General features: G+C 67.4%; 16 protein-coding genes. 13 read left to right on the plus strand and 3 right to left on the minus strand.

What is annotated here, in order from left to right:
• Nucleotides 1-36: 36 nt before the first annotated feature.
• Together ACWDUD_RS08735 and ACWDUD_RS08740 are read right to left on the minus strand one after the other, a co-directional pair.
• Entirely contained in the window at nucleotides 37-699 is a 663-nt protein-coding gene (locus ACWDUD_RS08735) for an SDR family oxidoreductase (protein ID WP_197253099.1), read from the minus strand.
• Nucleotides 700-701: 2 nt separating this feature from the next.
• Complete coding sequence (locus ACWDUD_RS08740) at nucleotides 702-1928, minus strand: TetR/AcrR family transcriptional regulator (RefSeq protein WP_450109080.1); 1227 nt, start codon at nucleotides 1926-1928, stop codon at nucleotides 702-704.
• Nucleotides 1929-2362: 434 nt separating this feature from the next.
• On the opposite strand from ACWDUD_RS08740, the gene ACWDUD_RS08745 reads away from it, so the two are divergent.
• From ACWDUD_RS08745 to ACWDUD_RS08805, 13 genes are all read left to right on the plus strand, one after another.
• A complete protein-coding gene (locus ACWDUD_RS08745) occupies nucleotides 2363-2551 on the plus strand; it encodes a hypothetical protein (RefSeq protein ID WP_231610900.1) in 189 nt (62 codons plus the stop codon).
• Between the two features lie 313 nt (nucleotides 2552-2864).
• Nucleotides 2865-3677 (plus strand): MlaE family ABC transporter permease, encoded by an 813-nt coding sequence (locus tag ACWDUD_RS08750; protein WP_248675354.1) that lies wholly within the window; start codon nucleotides 2865-2867, stop codon nucleotides 3675-3677.
• Entirely contained in the window at nucleotides 3674-4528 is an 855-nt protein-coding gene (locus ACWDUD_RS08755) for an MlaE family ABC transporter permease (protein WP_197255530.1), read from the plus strand. The genes ACWDUD_RS08750 and ACWDUD_RS08755 overlap by 4 nt, the downstream gene beginning before the upstream one ends.
• Before the next feature lies 1 nt (nucleotide 4529).
• Entirely contained in the window at nucleotides 4530-5810 is a 1281-nt protein-coding gene (locus tag ACWDUD_RS08760; protein ID WP_450109081.1) for an MCE family protein, read from the plus strand.
• Nucleotides 5807-6844, plus strand: coding sequence for an MCE family protein (locus ACWDUD_RS08765; RefSeq protein ID WP_248675351.1), 1038 nt, complete (start codon nucleotides 5807-5809; stop codon nucleotides 6842-6844). Before ACWDUD_RS08760 ends, ACWDUD_RS08765 begins: the two co-directional genes overlap by 4 nt.
• Entirely contained in the window at nucleotides 6841-7062 is a 222-nt protein-coding gene (locus tag ACWDUD_RS08770) for a hypothetical protein (protein ID WP_197255532.1), read from the plus strand. The genes ACWDUD_RS08765 and ACWDUD_RS08770 overlap by 4 nt, the downstream gene beginning before the upstream one ends.
• Entirely contained in the window at nucleotides 7062-8111 is a 1050-nt protein-coding gene (locus ACWDUD_RS08775; protein WP_197255582.1) for an MCE family protein, read from the plus strand. The genes ACWDUD_RS08770 and ACWDUD_RS08775 overlap by 1 nt, the downstream gene beginning before the upstream one ends.
• Nucleotides 8112-8119: 8 nt before the next feature.
• Entirely contained in the window at nucleotides 8120-9238 is a 1119-nt protein-coding gene (locus ACWDUD_RS08780) for an MCE family protein (RefSeq protein WP_197255584.1), read from the plus strand.
• The gene (locus tag ACWDUD_RS08785) at nucleotides 9235-10314 is read left to right on the plus strand and encodes an MCE family protein (protein WP_197255534.1); all 1080 of its coding nucleotides are present in this window, start codon (nucleotides 9235-9237) and stop codon (nucleotides 10312-10314) included. The genes ACWDUD_RS08780 and ACWDUD_RS08785 overlap by 4 nt, the downstream gene beginning before the upstream one ends.
• Nucleotides 10311-11531: an MlaD family protein gene (locus ACWDUD_RS08790; RefSeq protein ID WP_197255536.1), complete on the plus strand. Its 1221-nt coding sequence runs from the start codon at nucleotides 10311-10313 to the stop codon at nucleotides 11529-11531. Before ACWDUD_RS08785 ends, ACWDUD_RS08790 begins: the two co-directional genes overlap by 4 nt.
• Before the next feature lie 67 nt (nucleotides 11532-11598).
• Nucleotides 11599-12507, plus strand: a complete 909-nt coding sequence (locus ACWDUD_RS08795) for an oxygenase MpaB family protein (RefSeq protein ID WP_450109082.1) — start codon at nucleotides 11599-11601, stop codon at nucleotides 12505-12507.
• A 21-nt stretch (nucleotides 12508-12528) separates the two neighbouring features.
• Nucleotides 12529-13269 (plus strand): oxygenase MpaB family protein, encoded by a 741-nt coding sequence (locus ACWDUD_RS08800; protein WP_450109083.1) that lies wholly within the window; start codon nucleotides 12529-12531, stop codon nucleotides 13267-13269.
• Nucleotides 13270-13311: 42 nt separating this feature from the next.
• Complete coding sequence (locus tag ACWDUD_RS08805; protein WP_450109084.1) at nucleotides 13312-14016, plus strand: type 1 glutamine amidotransferase; 705 nt, start codon at nucleotides 13312-13314, stop codon at nucleotides 14014-14016.
• A gap of 15 nt (nucleotides 14017-14031) precedes the next feature.
• Here the strand turns inward: ACWDUD_RS08805 and lhgO are convergent, their stop codons facing one another.
• The gene (gene lhgO / locus ACWDUD_RS08810) at nucleotides 14032-15231 is read right to left on the minus strand and encodes an L-2-hydroxyglutarate oxidase (protein ID WP_450109085.1); all 1200 of its coding nucleotides are present in this window, start codon (nucleotides 15229-15231) and stop codon (nucleotides 14032-14034) included.
• Nucleotides 15232-15282: the final 51 nt, after the last annotated feature.

Genomic DNA, 15282 nt, shown 5'->3' on the forward strand with positions numbered 1-15282 from the left:
GAATCTAGCGCCGGTGGCGCTACCGCGATCGCGGGTTCACGAATTCGTGCCGAGAGCGTCGAGGAACGCGGAGATCGGTGTCAGACCGTTGTTGAACTCGATGGTGCGGTGCACCGTCGCGGGACGGTCGAGCACCGCGGCGGCGACCGCTGCGACGTCGGCCCGGCTCACCGTGCCCCCGGCCGCGGCCGAACCCGTGTCGATCAGCCCGGTCGGCGGATCGGACGTCAGCGACCCCGGACCCAGGATGGTCCAGTCCAGGTCGGTGCCACGCAGATGGGCGTCGGCGGCCGCCTTCGCCTCCGCGTACGGGAAGAAGCTGTTGTCCTCGGCGACGCCGTGGTCCGGTCCGGCCCCGAAATAGGACACCATCACGTAGCGCCGCACACCCGCCTGCTGCGCCGCGGTCATCGAGGCGATCGCGGCATCGCGGTCCACCGCGTAGGTGCGCGCCGGGTTGCCGCCGCCCGCGCCCGCAGACCACACCACCGCATCGTGACCGCGCAGCAGATCGGCGAGCGCCGTGACGTCGAGGTGCTCCACGTCGGCGACCAGCGGGTTGCCGCCGGCTGCGCGTACATCGTCGGCGTGGTCGGGATTGCGGATGAGAGCAGTGGTCTCGTGCCCCGCCTCGGCCAGGAGCCGTTCGAGGTGCAGGGCCACCTTCCCGTGTCCGCCGACGATTGCGATGCGTGCCATGCCTATTCCTCCGGGACGTTCGAACCGAGCAGGGTGATCATCATCAGATTGTGGATGCGCGGTGCTTCCTGCTGTGCGGCGGCGGGCCCGAGGAACACGCCGAGATCGGACACCAGGTTGAGCGCCCCGTACATCAGGAACCGTGATTCGACGACGGACAGACCCGGGCGGACTTCGCGGAGGAGGGCCGCCCACTGCTCGATGTTCGAGCGTTGCCGCAGCCGCAGGTCCGCGCGGGGGCCGGGTGCGACGTGGACCAGCTCCGCAAAGTACACGGACATCAGCTCTCGTTGCGAGAACGACAGTTCCACGTACACCGCGGTCAGTGCCCGCACCGCGTCGACCGGATCGGAGGCGGTGCGAAGCTTCTCGGCGACCGCCGCTTCGAGCCCGTCGATGGCCCGGTAGAACGCGGCCGCGAGAATGTCGGCCTTCGACGGGTAGTAGCGGTAGACCCCGGACGCCGGCAGGCCGACCGCGGCGGCGATCTCCTCGACCCCGATCTCGGCGTACCCCCGATCGTGGAAGAGATGGACCGAGGCCCGCAGCAGATCCTCACGTATGTTGCTCACCGCGGCCGGCTCGGGGACGGCCGCGGGAACGGTCACGCTCGTGCCGGACGAGCCGGCGTCGCATTCGGCGATCGCGGTGCATGCGCCGAGCAGGAGTTGCTCGGTGCGTCGCGGGGAGAGCACGAGGCTGTGCGCAGTGATGCTCCCGATCACACTGAGCATCGCGGCGACGGTGACGAAGGCGTCCCGGTCGGACAGCTCCGGCCGGATCCGCATGACGCATTCGCGGATGACGCGGTTCACCTCCCACGATCGCGTGCGGATGGGCAGCCGGTCCTCCTTCTGCAGGTACCGGCGTTTCCACCGGTAGATGCCCGCGGTGCGGCGATGCGTGATCGTGGTGCCGATGATCGCGGACAGATGTGCGCGGAGCTGATCGTAGGCGCTGCCCGGGAGCGGATCCGACGATTGCTCGAGTGCGGCTTCGAGTGCGTCGAGGAGGATCAGGGCCGAGTTGAGGAAGAGCGCGTACTTTCCCGGAAAGTGGCGATAGAGAGCGGATTTGGTGATTCCCACTTCGGCGGCGATGTCCTCGACGCTCACCCCGTGGTAGCCGCGCTCGGCGAAGGCGATCGCGGCAGCGGTCGCAATCCGGTCGCGACGGTCCTTCGGCCGCGACCGGCGCTCGACCCGGGGGGAGGAAGTCTTGCTGACCACGCGCACCTGCCTCTGTTCGCTCGGTTTGCCCTGTCGGTGTTGCCCGGATGACGCTCGCTGGGGTGTGTCGCTCCGTGAGAGCATATGCCAATTCCACGATTGCGAATCGCTGTCCACATATATTCGGCCTCGCCCCGTTCCTGTTACAGGGTCTTTCGGCCTGCACTGCTGTGAGCAGGAATTACTCGCGAAGAGGGATGCCCGACCAACGAACAACTCCTGCGGAATGATTGTTCACAAAAGTGGAAGTTCTGCGGCTGGGTGGTGATAGCCTCCTCCGCGTCCGTCGCATCCGGATCTGCAACGGATGCACATCCGAGGGGGTAGGGCATGGATGCGCTGCAGGGGACACCCGGCGTCCCGACCTACTGTCCGCCCATCGTTCAGGAGTCCGATCGGTGCTCGATGTCGCACGCAAAGTCCTGTCCTACGAGATGTCCGTCGCCGAGTTCATCGGTCTCGTCGTCCTGGTCGCCATTCCCTACGGCCTGATCGGTGTCGTCTGGACGCTCACCCACACCTCGCATCTCTCCGACATGGAGGGTGTCGACCTGGTGATCTCGTTCCTCGGTTCCATCGTCTGCTGGCCGGTGCTGACGTTCTCGAACGTGTGCATGACCTAGTCGCCTGTGCGACGGGCTGCCTGCGCGGTGCGGCGGGCAGTATCGGCGTTCTCCTAACCGTCCGATCGGTGCATCGTAGTCAACGTCCGCCGCTCGGCGAAAAGCGCTGACGGAAAACAGATATTCCCAGGTTGTGAGCGGTGCGGTACGTCTTGGCTTCCATGGGCACACCCGCTCCGTCTGATGAGAATCGCGGTTCACTTAGATCTTGCCCAGCGTCGGTGGGTGTGTCACACTTCACCCTGAATCGACGTCTGCTTCCGTACCCGATCGACGGAGCCACCCCTGTGTGAAAACCGAAGGGATGCAGTAGATGACCTATGAATTGCCGGCTCCTCGTGGGCCGGTTCGCGACGTCGCGACCGAGGGGGGTTTCCTCATCGGATTCGCCGTGCAGTCGCTGGTCGTTCTCGCCGTCGCCGTGCTGCGACGCCGGCTGTCGCTGTACGAGACGGTGACCCAGACGCTCTTCATCGGGCGCGTGTGCACGGGACCGTCGCTGCTGCTGATGATTCCGGTCGGCGTGTTCATCGCAGTGTCGGTCGGCGAACTCGCCGGCCGGATCGGTGCCGGTGGCTACTCCGGCGCCGTCGTCGCCTTCATCATCGTCGGCCAGGCCTCCGCCCTCGTGTGCGCGCTCATGCTCGCCGGTGTGGCGGGCTCGGCGATCTGCACCGATCTCGGCTCGCGCAAGATCCGCGAGGAGATCGACGCGATGGAGGTCATGGGTCTCGACGTCCTCGAGCGCCTCGTCGCGCCCCGCCTCGTCGGTGCCGTCGTGGTCTCGCTCGCGCTGTGCTCGATCGTCACGCTCGGTGGTGTCGGCGCCTGCTGGCTCTACCACATCTACGTCCAGCATCTTCCCGCCGGTACGTTCATGGCGACCTTCGCCGAATACGGCCGTCCCGCGGATTTCGTTATGGCACTGGTCAAGTCGGCCGTGTTCGGTCTGCTCTCCGCGCTCGTCGCGACGTTCAAGGGACTGCACACCAAGGGCGGCCCGCGCGGTGTCGCCGACGCGGTCAACGAAGCGGTCGTCATCGCGTTCGCGCTCGTGTTCATCGTCAACACCGCGCTCTCGGCGCTGTACACGGTCATCGTTCCGGCGGTGGGTGAATTCCGTTGACCCTGACCGCCCGAGAACCTGTCCACACCGCGACCCGCGCGGTTCACCGCGTCGGCGACAATCTCGCCACGCTCGGCATGCACGTTTCGTTCTACTTCCGCACGATCGCGTCCATTCCGTACGCGCTCAGCAAGTTCCGCAAGCATGTGATCGCACAGATCAGCGAGGTCAGCTTCGGTACCCAGTCCTTGCTGTCCGGTGGCGGCACGATCGGCATCGTGTTCGCGATGTCGCTGGCCGCAGCCATGATGCTCGGTGTCGAAACGCAGCGCGGCCTCGAACTCGTCGGCATGACGACGATGTCGGGCATGCTGTCGGCGGTCGCGAACACCCGCGAGCTCGCGCCCGTGGTCGTGGCGATCGCGTTGTCGGCGAAGGTCGGTGTCGGCTTCACCGCGCAGATCGGTGCGATGCGGATCTCCGACGAGATCGACGCACTCGACTCGATGGCCATCAAGTCGATACCGTTCCTCGCGGCCACCCGCACGCTCGCCGCGATGGTCTGCGTCATCCCGATCTACATGATCGGCCTGCTCGCCAGCTACCTGTCGACGCGCCTCGTCGTCGTCGTGTTCAACGGCGCATCAGCCGGCACGTACGACTACTTCTTTCATCTGGTCCTGACACCCCAGGACCTGCTGTACTCCGGAATCAAGGCCATGGTTTTCGCGATGGTCGTCAGCCTCGTGCACTGCGCCTACGGGTACTACGCGTCGGGTGGTCCGGCGGGTGTGGGTGCCGCGGCCGGCCGTGCCCTGCGCACCGCGATCCTGTCGATCGGTGTCCTCGACGTGTTGCTGACGTTCGCGCTGTGGGGTCTGGTTCCCGAAGTTCCCGGAATGGGGGTGTGACGTGGATCGACCCACATCACGTGAAAAGACCAGGTACGTCCTCGTCGGAGCGGTCAGCGTCTGTGCGGCGCTGGCCGTCGCGGTGGGCATGGTGCTGCGCGGAACGGGAACCTTCGAGGACACGAACGACGTCTTCGTCGAGGTGCCCGCGGCCGTCGGTCTCGTCAACGGGGGCGCACCCGTGCGGTACCACGGCGTAGAGATCGGGCGGATCGCTTCCGTCGAGGCCGGTTCGGCCGAATCCCAGGTGCGCTTGGCGATCGACTCCGCTGCTGCGGAACTCGTGCCGTCGTCGGTGCTCGCCCGGGTCGTGCCCCGCACGTTCTTCGGTGACATCTACGTCGAACTCGTCGACCCGGTCGACGATCCGGCCGGCAGCCCGGACGGCATCGAGACCACCGCGGCGTCCGGCGTCGGCACGCTCGGGCAGGTCGAGACGATCGCGGTCGATTCCGGCCCGGAAGCCGTTGCGATGTACGACGTGTTCACGAAAATGGCCGGCGTGCTCGACGACATGCGCCCCGACCAGCTCTCCGTCGCTCTGAGCGCCCTGAGCAGCGCACTCGACGGCAACGGCGAGACCATCGGCCGCACGATCGACCGGTTCGCCGCGGTCAGCGATCAGATGGCCCCGGCCGCAGCCGAATTCCTCGACACCACACCGCAGTTCGTGGAGGTGATGCGGTCGCTGTCGGACGCCACCCCGGACATCGTCGGCATGGTCGCGTCCGCGGCCGAGGTCTCCGGTGCGATCGTCGAGAACCGTGACCGGCTGGCCGATGCCTTCGGCGCGGCGACGCTGCTCGCCGCCTCGGTCGACGGATTCGCCGGTGAGCGCCGGGACGCGATGATCACCGTCACCGACTCGATCGGGACGATCCTCGCGACGACCGCCGCCAATCCGAGCGGCTTGTACGAAACCCTCGAGAACGCCGGACTGTTCGGCAACGCCGGCGCACGGGTCTTCGCCAGCGGGCGGTTCAACATCACCGCGGTGCCGTCCTTCGCCGATCCGATGCCGTACACGTCGGCGGACTGCCCGGTATACGGTCCGCTCACCGGCCTCGAATGCAACAGTCCCGGCAACGGCACCTACGACGCGCCGAAGCGAATCGTCGGCGGCCCCGAGGAAGCCGAACCGCTGAGTCTGCTCGAGGACGCACTCGGTGTGGCCGAGGCGACCGTCCCCGCCTCGCTCGACGAGGCCGGCGCAGCGCTGAACCCGGCGCTCACGTTCATCCTCGGCCCGCTCGTCCGTGGAAGCGAGGTGCAGATCCCGTGAAACTGAAGCGTTCCCAGATGGTGTCGCTCGTCGGTTACTGCGCCGTCGGTGCGATCTGCGGATCCCTGGTGTTCAACACCCTCGCGGTCCCGGTCCGCGGTTCCACCGACCACTACGTCCTCGAATTCACCGACGTCGAAGGTCTCAACGTCGGCAACCCCGTCACGTTGTCCGGTGTTCGGGTCGGCCGGGTCGACGCGGTCGACGTCGCCGACGCCGACGGTGGTGCTGCGCTCGCGCGGGTGACCGTCGAGATCGAGGGCGATCAGGTGCTCACCCGCGACGTTCAGGCCGCGGTGCGCTACGGCGACATGCTCGGCGCCCGGTACGTGGCCATCACGATGCCCGAACCGCACGTCGACGCGCCCGGCTCGTCCGAGGTGCTCGAACCCGGATCGGTGGTCCCGATTTCGCAGACGACCCCGCCGGTCGATCTGACGGCGCTGATGAACGGGTTCCGGCCGCTGTTCGAGTCGCTGCCGCCCGAGGAGGTGAACGTCCTCGCGCGCAACATCACCGACACGTTCAACGGGCGCAGCGACGCCGTCGCACAGTTCCTGGACCGGGTCGCGACCCTGACCGGCAGCCTCGGCGACCGCGAGGGCATCCTCGGGGAGGTCGTCGACAACATGACGCGGCTGCTCGGCACGCTCGACAACCGCAGCGACGAACTCACCTCGCTCGTGAACGGGCTTGCCGTACTGGGTGATTCCGTCGTCGGTGACGGCACGCGCATCGCCGGGTTCCTCGACTCCGGAACCGCGACGGTCGACGAGCTCGCCGACATCATGGCACAGTCCGACGGCGCGTTCGCGCGCTCGCTCGCGAGCCTGGCCTCCGTCACCGACACCTGGATCGCGAACACCCCGGAGTTCGAACGCATGGTGGCGAATCTCCCGAACTTCGCACACCAGATCAACCGCACCGGTCAGTACGGCAGTTTCGTCAGCCTCTACCTGTGCAACTTCACCCTGAAAGCAGGCGACGCAGAAGTGAACATCTTCGGTCCTACCCACTCGCCGGTGTGCCGATGATCCTACTGACACGACTCATCGACCTCATCGTCCGCGGCGTCCGATCGCTCGGCGGGCACAACGGGCGGATCCTGCAGAGCTTCGCCTGGATGTTCGTCCTCGTCGGCCTCGGCGCGGGTGTCGCCCTCGTCGCGATCGGGATCACCTACATCGACGATCTCGTGGACGTGCTGGAGAACTCCGCGGCAGCTGCGGCGGGGGAGGGAACGCTGCCATGATGTTCCTGGTCAAACTCATCGACGTGTTCGTCGGCGCACTCGAATTCCTGTTCGGGTTCGGCCGCCGCCAGAACACCACGCACATGCCGCTGGTGCTCGGCACGATCGGCATCGTCGTCCTCGTCGTCGGTCTCGGCGCCGCGATCGGCATCCCTCGATTCTGGTACCACGCCCGAACCGAGCCGTACACAGCGGAATTCGCGAACGCCGCCGGTCTCGCGACGGGCGATCCCGTGTACGTCGCGGGTGTCCCGGCCGGCCGGGTCGAGAACATCGAGCTCGCAGGCGACCACGTCGACGTCGAGTTCCGCCTCGAGGACAACCGCACGGTCGGCAACACCTCCACCGCGTCGGTCCGCCTCGAAACCGTCCTCGGCAAGCGTTATCTCGACGTCCGCCCCGGCGGTGTCGACGACGGCGGCGACACCATCCCGCTCGAGCGCACGACCGTTCCGTACTCGCTCGACGAGGTCGGTGCCGGTGCCGAGCGGGTCTCCCGGGAACTCGATCTCGAGGCGATGGAACAGATGATGACCACGCTGTCGCAGGTGATGCCGTCCGACAGCGGCCAGGTCGAACGCACCCTCACCGGGATCAGCGCGGCCTCCACCGCGTTCGGACGTCACAGCGAACAGTTCGACCAGCTGCTCGAGATGTCGCGCCGGCTGTCGGTGATGGCGGTCGACCAGCAGGACTCCCTCGTCGAAACCGCCGCGGACGCACGCACTCTGGTACAGACCATGTCGGTCCGTAAGGAAGCGCTGACCGGGCTCGCGAACAATCTCCGCGCCGTCATCTCGACCCTGTCGCAGACGTTCACCGAGAACCGTGAGGAGGCCGACCGGCTCGTGGCCAACCTGGTCGCCGTCACCGGCACGTTGCAGCGCAACTCGGACAACATCGCCGCGCTCATGACGCAGCTGCCGCCGGCGCTGCGCACGGTCACCGACGCCACCGGCAACGGCACCTGGGCCGACGTCACCACACCCGCTGCGGTTCTGCCCGACAACCTTCTGTGCGCGATGGGAGTGATGCAGGAATGTCGGTGATTCAGGACATGCCGGGGAGCGAACAGCCCACTCCGGCCCGCTCGTCGAACCGCAAGAAGATCGTTTCGCTCCTCGTGGTCACGCTGCTGCTGATCGTCGCGCCGATCTGGTACATCTTCGGGCGCACCGATCGGGTCACCACGGTGCACGCCGACTTCGAGTACGTCAACGGAATCTACACCGGCAGCAAGGTCGCCGTCCTCGGCGTCGGTGTCGGCACCGTCACCGACATCGAACCGCAGGGCACCTCGGTGCGGGTGACGATGACCGTGCCCGAATCGGTGAAGCTTCCCGCCGACGTGAACGCCTACGTGATGAGCCCGGCGATCATCAGCGAGCGCTACATCGAACTGGGCCCCGCCTACACCGACGGCCCCCAACTGCCCGACCAGTCCACGATCCCGGTCGAACGCACGCATTCGCCGATCGACATCGACGGCATGCTCGGCAGTCTCTCGACCCTCGTCGACTTCATGGGACCGGAGGGCGGCGACGTCGGCTCGGTGCTCGCGAGCGGCGCGCAGACGTGGGGCGGCCAGGGCGAGGCGTTCAACAACGCCGTCCGCGACCTCAGCTCCGCCTCCGGTGTCATCGGGGGAACCTCCGAGGACTTCTCGGTGCTCGTCGAGAACCTGTCGACGCTCATCGAGGCGATGGATGCGCGGCAGGTGTCCCTGGACAGCATGGTCGACGACATGTCCACGCTGTCGACGGTGTGGCAGGACGCGGACCTCGACATCACCGTGCCGCTCGAGGAACTGCAGACGGTCTTCGCCGAACTCGACAGCTTCGTCACCCAGCACCAGGAGAGCTTCGGTGCGATCTCGGCGAACCTGGAGGGACTCGGCGACGCCCTGACCGGCAACCAGGCCGGACTCGCGGAGTTCATGGATCTCGTGCCGCTCATGATGCAGAACCTCGAGAAGACGGTCGGCCCCGACGGACGCAGCCGCATCCGGCTGAACGTGTCGACGAACCTGACCCAGTTCGCGGTCGCCGGCCCGCTGTGCGCCGAGCATCCGCTGCCCCTGTGCACCGGCGCCGGATTGACCAACCCCATCACGTTCCCGATCAGCGCATCCGACCCGCTGGGAATCGTCACCGCCATCACCGGAGGGAACCCGTGACCCCGACATCCACCGTTCCGTCCCGGCGAGCGGTCCGTCTCGCCGCGCTGGCGGTCGCGGTCGCCGGCACGGTCGCCGTGTCGGGCTGCGGTTACGGCATCCAGGACCTTCCGGTCGGCCGGTCCGCGGGTGCCGGTGCGTTCGACGTCGATGTGCATCTGGCGAGCGCCGACGGCATCGTCCTCGGTGCCGACGTCCGGTACGGGCAGCAGATCGTCGGCCGCGTCGCGTCCCTGAACACCACGACCAGCGGTGCCGGCCTGCAGGTGTCGCTGCAGCGCGAACTCGAGGTCCCGAGCAATGTGCTTGTCTCGGTGGAGATTCCGTCCGCGCTCGGCAGTCCGTACCTGCGGCTGATCAACCCTGTCGACGCGGCGCCGGACCGGTTGTCCGACGGAGACGTCATCGACGTGGACAACACCGATCTCGGGCCGCGTGTCGAGACGATGCTCGCCTCCCTGGGCAACGTCGTCAGCGGCAGTGGGATGGATCAGCTCGCGACCGTCGTCGACGAACTGAACGTCGCGTTCACCGGACGGTCCGACCGGGTGCAGGCACTCGCCGACACCGCGACCGACCTGATGACGCGGGCGATCGACCAGCAGACCGCGTTCGATGAGGCGATGACGCTGGCCGCCGACGTCACCCGCCGCATGGCGGACGAAGAGCAGACGATGGACGCATATCTCGCGAACACCGCCGAAGCGGTCGAAGTGCTCGTCACACAACGTGATTCCATCTCCGCGCTGCTCGACTCGACGACCCGCCTCGCCCTCAACGTGCAGGCGCTGACCGGTGCCGTGCCGCAGGGCCCGGCAGGGTTCCTGGCCGACGCCGGGACGGTCGCGTCCACCCTGCAGGCGTTCAACGACCGCATGGGCGGCACCCTCGCCGCCATGAACGCGTTCATGGACGCGTTCGGAAAGTCCGTGCGCGGTGACTACCTGGTGTTCGACGGTGCGCTCGAGATACCGGAGAGCATCGACACGATCCTGGCCGGCGGCTACTTCACCGGGACACCGCCGGAACCGTCACCCACGTCGCTGCAGGAGATGCTCGGAGGAGGCACCCGATGAAGAGAATCGTCCTCGTCCAGCTTGTTCTGTTCGTGCTGACCGCCCTGATCGTGGTGCCCTACGGCATCTACTACATCGTCGGCCCGCGGGGACTCGGCGACGAGATGCGGCTGTCCGCCCACGTCGACGACGCGCTCGGGGTCTCGGAAGGCACCGTCGTCACCTATCGCGGTGTCCAGGTCGGTGTCGTGTCGGCAGTGTCGGTCGACCCGCAGAGCGGTGGCGCCCGGCTCGAGTTCGAGCTCGAAGGTGGCACCGAGATCCCGACCGACTCGATCGCGAAGATCACGCAGGGAACGCTCGCCGGCATGCTCAACGTCGACATCTTCCCGCGCGTCGATCACGGTCCGTACCTCGCGGACGGTGATTCGATCGAGATGCCGGCCGAGGAGCAGCCGGTTCAGATCGCCGAAACGCTGGCGAGCACGGCGGCGCTCCTCGACACGGTCGAACCCGGCACCATCGCCACCGTCGGTGCCGAACTCGGCGCCGCGTTCCAGGGTCTGGGTCCCGATCTGGCGCGGCTCATCACCGACGCCGACGATCTGTCCGGCCGCCTCGAAACCCACGCGACCGATCTGACCCAACTGCTCAGCCGCACAGCAGGTTTGATGTCGACGATGGCGAACAACTCGGAGGAATTCGTCGACGGGATGGCCGCGGCGCGCACGATCGCGGACACGTTGTACGCCAACGAGGACCGGATCAACGAGATGATGACGACGACCCCGGACGCCATGCGCCGCGCCGACGGTGTGCTTGCCGCCAACGAGGAGTCGTTCGCGGCGGTGCTCGCCAACCTCGTCGACGTCGCACCGATCATCTCGGATCGTTCGGCCGCGCTGCAGACCGGCCTGGTCGCCCTTCCTCGTGGCCTGGCCGCGCTCGAATCCATCGTGCACGGCGACCGCGCGGACTTTGCGCTCATCGCCACCCAGGGTCCGGTGTGCGTGTACGACACGCCGCGCCGTGCGCTCGGTGACGAGTCGTCGGTCACGGTCGACCTCACGCACTACTGCCCGCCCGGCGAGGACCACGGCCAGCGCGGCGCCCAGAACGCGCCGCGGCCGAACGATCTCGGTGTGGCGAACCGGACGACGCCCGGCACGCTCATCGGACCGCCGGCCGTCGCCGATCCGATCCTCATCCCGGCAGGCGAAGAACTCGCGGCCTTCTGGCGGATGCTCCTCCAGGGCATCGGCAGTGGAGGGAACTGACAGGTGGTAAACGCACATCCCGCGCCGGTCCGGCGCACCCGTCCGAACAGAATCTGAGGAGGACCCGATGCCCGCGCATTACCTCGACGACGCCGTGGATACCGAACCCGTACTGACCTCCGCGCGCACGCGAATCAAGATCACCAGCGGCCCGAACCGGTGGAGCCGCAAGAAGCATGCCCTGTCCGACGCCATCGACTTCTGGTCGTTCGCCGGCGCCGCCGCGAACGTCATCATGCAGCTCGGCTGGCCCGAGGTCGCATACGGCGTCATGGAGAGCAAAGTGACGTCCGGCTCGCTCGTCCACCATCCGTGGAAGCGGGCCCGCACCACGACGCAATACCTCGCGGTCGCGATCCTGGGCACCGACGAGGAACGCCTGGCGTTCCGCGAGGCGGTCAACGGTGCGCACCGGCAGGTGCGTTCGGACGAGAACAGCCCGGTCAAGTACAACGCGTTCAACCGTGAGCTGCAGATGTGGGTCGCCGCGTGCCTCTACGTCGGCATCGAGGACAGCTACCAGCTGCTGCACGGTACCCTCGACGAGGAGCAGATCGAGGACTTCTACGCGACCGCCTCGAAACTGGGTACGACCCTGCAGGTCACCGAGGACATCTGGCCCGCTACGCGTGCCGACTTCGAGCGGTACTGGAACCGCGGCTGCGAACGGGTCGTGTTCGACGAGACCACCAAGCAGTTCCTGAACGATCTCGTCGGGTTGAAGATGATCAACTTGCCGATGCGGCTCATTTTCGGGAATCTGCTGAAGTTCCTCACGATCGGGACCCTGCCGCCGTACTTCCGTGAACAGCTCGGGTACAGCTGGAGCGAGGACGACCGCCGCCGTTTCGAGCACCTGTTCGTCTTCGTCTCGTTCGTCAACCGGTTCATCCCGAAGTTCATCCGGCACGGCGGCAGCCTGGCGCTGATGGTGGACCTCCGCCGTCGCATCCAGTCCGGCAAGAACATCATCTGAGGTCGGGAGTCCGAGCTCACGGTGGTTGCGCACTCGACCGACATCGACCCGGACGGGCTGCTGCTCCGGTATCTCGGCGATCGGCGGTTCCTGCTCGCGTTGCCGCGCGCGGTGGGGCTGCAGATGCTGCATCCGGCGATCGCTGCGGGAATGGAACATTCGCGTACCCCGCGCCGGCTGTGGCTGCACAAACGGCACACCGTTCCGCTGCTGATCCGGATGGCGTACGACGACACGGACCTGTCGTCGATCATCCGGCGCGGGCACGAACGCATCAAGGGCGTCGACGATCTCGCCCGCCGTTACCACAGTCTGAACCCGGACCTGTTCCAGTTCCAGCACGCCACCTACGTGGACACGCTCGTCACGATGATCGAGACGTTCGTGCGACCGCTGACAGTCGGCGAGCGGGAGGATCTGTACCGCGACTGCGGCGCGTGGTTCCGGCGGTACGGGATCAGCGACCGGGGGTTGCCGGACACGTGGGCCGAGTTCACCGACTGGTTCGACGACACCTGCCGCACGGTGCTGCAGCGGACCCCGCGCGGCGACTTCTACCGGGATCAGGTGATGCGTCCGCAGGACTGGGTGCAGCGCCGGGTGCCCACCCGTGCGGTGCGCGCGTTGATGCATCCGATCGCGCAGGAGATGTGGGGGATCGAGGTCACCGCGGCCGACCGGCGGGCGTTGCGCCGCTATGTGCTGAGACGCAAGGCGGTCGCCGCACTGTCTCGTCGCCGGCCCGCCGCTCCCCGGCTCTGAACCGGTCTAGCGCCCGTAACATACGGCTGTCATGATGTGCCGATGACAACTGGCTTCCTGGAACTGCGGCACGTGGAATGCGAGGGTCTGGCGGACTACCTGCCGGCACTGGAGGAGTTCGGTCCGGTGCACACGGTCCGGTTGTGGCAAGAGCCGTTGCCCGAGACGGTCGACTACCGGGGCATCGTGGTCATGGGTGGCCCGATGGGCGCGAACGACGGTGCGGTCGTTCCGTGGATCGACGACGAGATCGCTTACCTGCGTTCGGCTCTCGCGTCCGATGTTCCGGTGTGGGGTGTGTGTCTGGGGGCGCAGTTGCTGGCCGCTGCGCTGGACGCGAAGGTGTACTCCGGTCCGGCGCCCGAGGTCGGGGTGTGCGACGTGGAACTGACCGCGGCGTCCGCTGCGGACCCGGTGTGGGGGGAACTGCCGGCGAGTTTCCCGACCCTGCAGTGGCACGGCGACACGTTCGATCTGCCGCGCGGGGCGACGCTGCTCGCGTCGTCGCCGGCGTATCCGAACCAGTTGTTCCGGCACGGCCGCAGTTACGGCGTGCAGTTCCACCTCGAGGCCGGTCCCGATGTCGCCGCGGAGTGGCTCGCGATCGACGAATACCGTCGCGCACTCGAGGAGACCCTCGGCGCCGGCGCCGCCGAGTCGGTGCTCGCCGAACTCCGGTCGGTGCATGCGCAGTCGTCCGCGCAGGCACACGCGGTCATGACGCGGTGGCTCGAATCGATCGCCTGAGCGTCGAGCGTCCGATCAGCGACCGACCCGCTCCAGCGCGGCGTCGACGAGATACTCGGCGATCGCCATCGACGACGTCGCGCCGGGGGAGGGCGCGTTGCGCAGGTGAACGAGCCGTCCGTGCCCGGTGACCACGAAGTCGTCCTCGAGGCTGCCGTCGGCGTTCATGGCCTGGGCGCGGATTCCTCGTGGTCCGCGCACCACGTCGGCGACGGTGAGGCCGGGAACGTATTTCGCTGCCTCGACGACGAATTCGCGGGTGCTCACCGCGGTCCGCAGTTCGCGTAGCGCGGCGGGGACGTTGCGGACGGCGAATCGTGCGAAGCCGGGGAAGGCGAGTGCCTCCCACAGGTCCCGCGCGGACCCGGATCGCCGGGCGTAGGCCTCCCGTCCGGGGGAGAGGAATGCGTTGGGGCCCAGCATGATCGAACCGTCGATGCGTTTGGTCAGGTGCACGCCGAGGAACGGATAGCGCGGGTCCGGCACGGGGTAGATCAGCCCGCGCACGGTCGTCGAGAGTTCGGGTCGCAGCAGGTAGTAGTCGCCGAAGAACGGCACGATCCGTGGGGTCGCTGCATCACCGGCGGCGCGGGCGAGCCGGTCCGATTGCAGCCCTGCGCAGGTGATCACGAGATCGAAGGCGTCGGTGCCGGATCGGGTTCCGACGAGGACCTCGTCGCCGCGCGTAATCAGTTCGGTGACCTCGGTGCCCGTGCGGATGGTGCCGCCCGCCGCGGTGACGTCACCCGCGAGAGCGGTGGTGATCGCGACGTAGTCGACGATCGCGGTGTGAGGGGAGTGCAGCGCGGCGATGCCGCGGGCGCGCGGTTCGATCGCCTCGATCTCGTTCGGCCCGATCCTCCGGATGCCGGGCACCCCGTTCTCGGTGGCCCGGGCGGTGATCGCGTCGAGGCGGCCGAGTTCGGAGTCGTGGAGTGCGACGACGAGTTTGCCGCACTCCTCGTAGGGCAGATTCCGCTCGGCCGTGTAGTCGCGCAGCAACTCCACGCCGCGGCGGCACAGTCGTGCCTTGAGGCTGCCCGGCGTGTAGTACAGCCCGGCGTGGACCACGCCGCTGTTGTGCCCGGTCTGGTGCGCGGCGAGGTCGCGTTCCTTCTCGAACACGGTCACGGTGGCACCGCACTCGGTGAGCCGGCGTGCCGTTGCGGCACCGATGATTCCGCCGCCGACGACCGCGGCCCGTAGCGCACTCATGCGCGCAATGGTAGGTGCCCGCCCCGAAAAGAGAATGTCAGTTGTACGGAA

The organism is Rhodococcus sp. NPDC003382 (genome assembly GCF_053589135.1).

Bases quoted from the DNA above. Each gene is read 5' to 3' on its own strand.
- ACWDUD_RS08735 (WP_197253099.1), bottom strand. From the start codon at position 699: ATGGCACGCATCGCAATCGTCGGCGGACACGGGAAGGTGGCCCTGCAC.
- ACWDUD_RS08745 (WP_231610900.1), top strand. From the start codon at position 2,363: ATGTCCGTCGCCGAGTTCATCGGTCTCGTCGTCCTGGTCGCCATTCCC.
- ACWDUD_RS08750 (WP_248675354.1), top strand. From the start codon at position 2,865: ATGACCTATGAATTGCCGGCTCCTCGTGGGCCGGTTCGCGACGTCGCG.
- ACWDUD_RS08770 (WP_197255532.1), top strand. From the start codon at position 6,841: ATGATCCTACTGACACGACTCATCGACCTCATCGTCCGCGGCGTCCGA.
- ACWDUD_RS08775 (WP_197255582.1), top strand. From the start codon at position 7,062: ATGTTCCTGGTCAAACTCATCGACGTGTTCGTCGGCGCACTCGAATTC.
- ACWDUD_RS08780 (WP_197255584.1), top strand. From the start codon at position 8,120: ATGCCGGGGAGCGAACAGCCCACTCCGGCCCGCTCGTCGAACCGCAAG.
- ACWDUD_RS08790 (WP_197255536.1), top strand. From the start codon at position 10,311: ATGAAGAGAATCGTCCTCGTCCAGCTTGTTCTGTTCGTGCTGACCGCC.
- ACWDUD_RS08795 (WP_450109082.1), top strand. From the start codon at position 11,599: ATGCCCGCGCATTACCTCGACGACGCCGTGGATACCGAACCCGTACTG.
- ACWDUD_RS08805 (WP_450109084.1), top strand. From the start codon at position 13,312: ATGACAACTGGCTTCCTGGAACTGCGGCACGTGGAATGCGAGGGTCTG.
- lhgO (WP_450109085.1), bottom strand. From the start codon at position 15,231: ATGAGTGCGCTACGGGCCGCGGTCGTCGGCGGCGGAATCATCGGTGCC.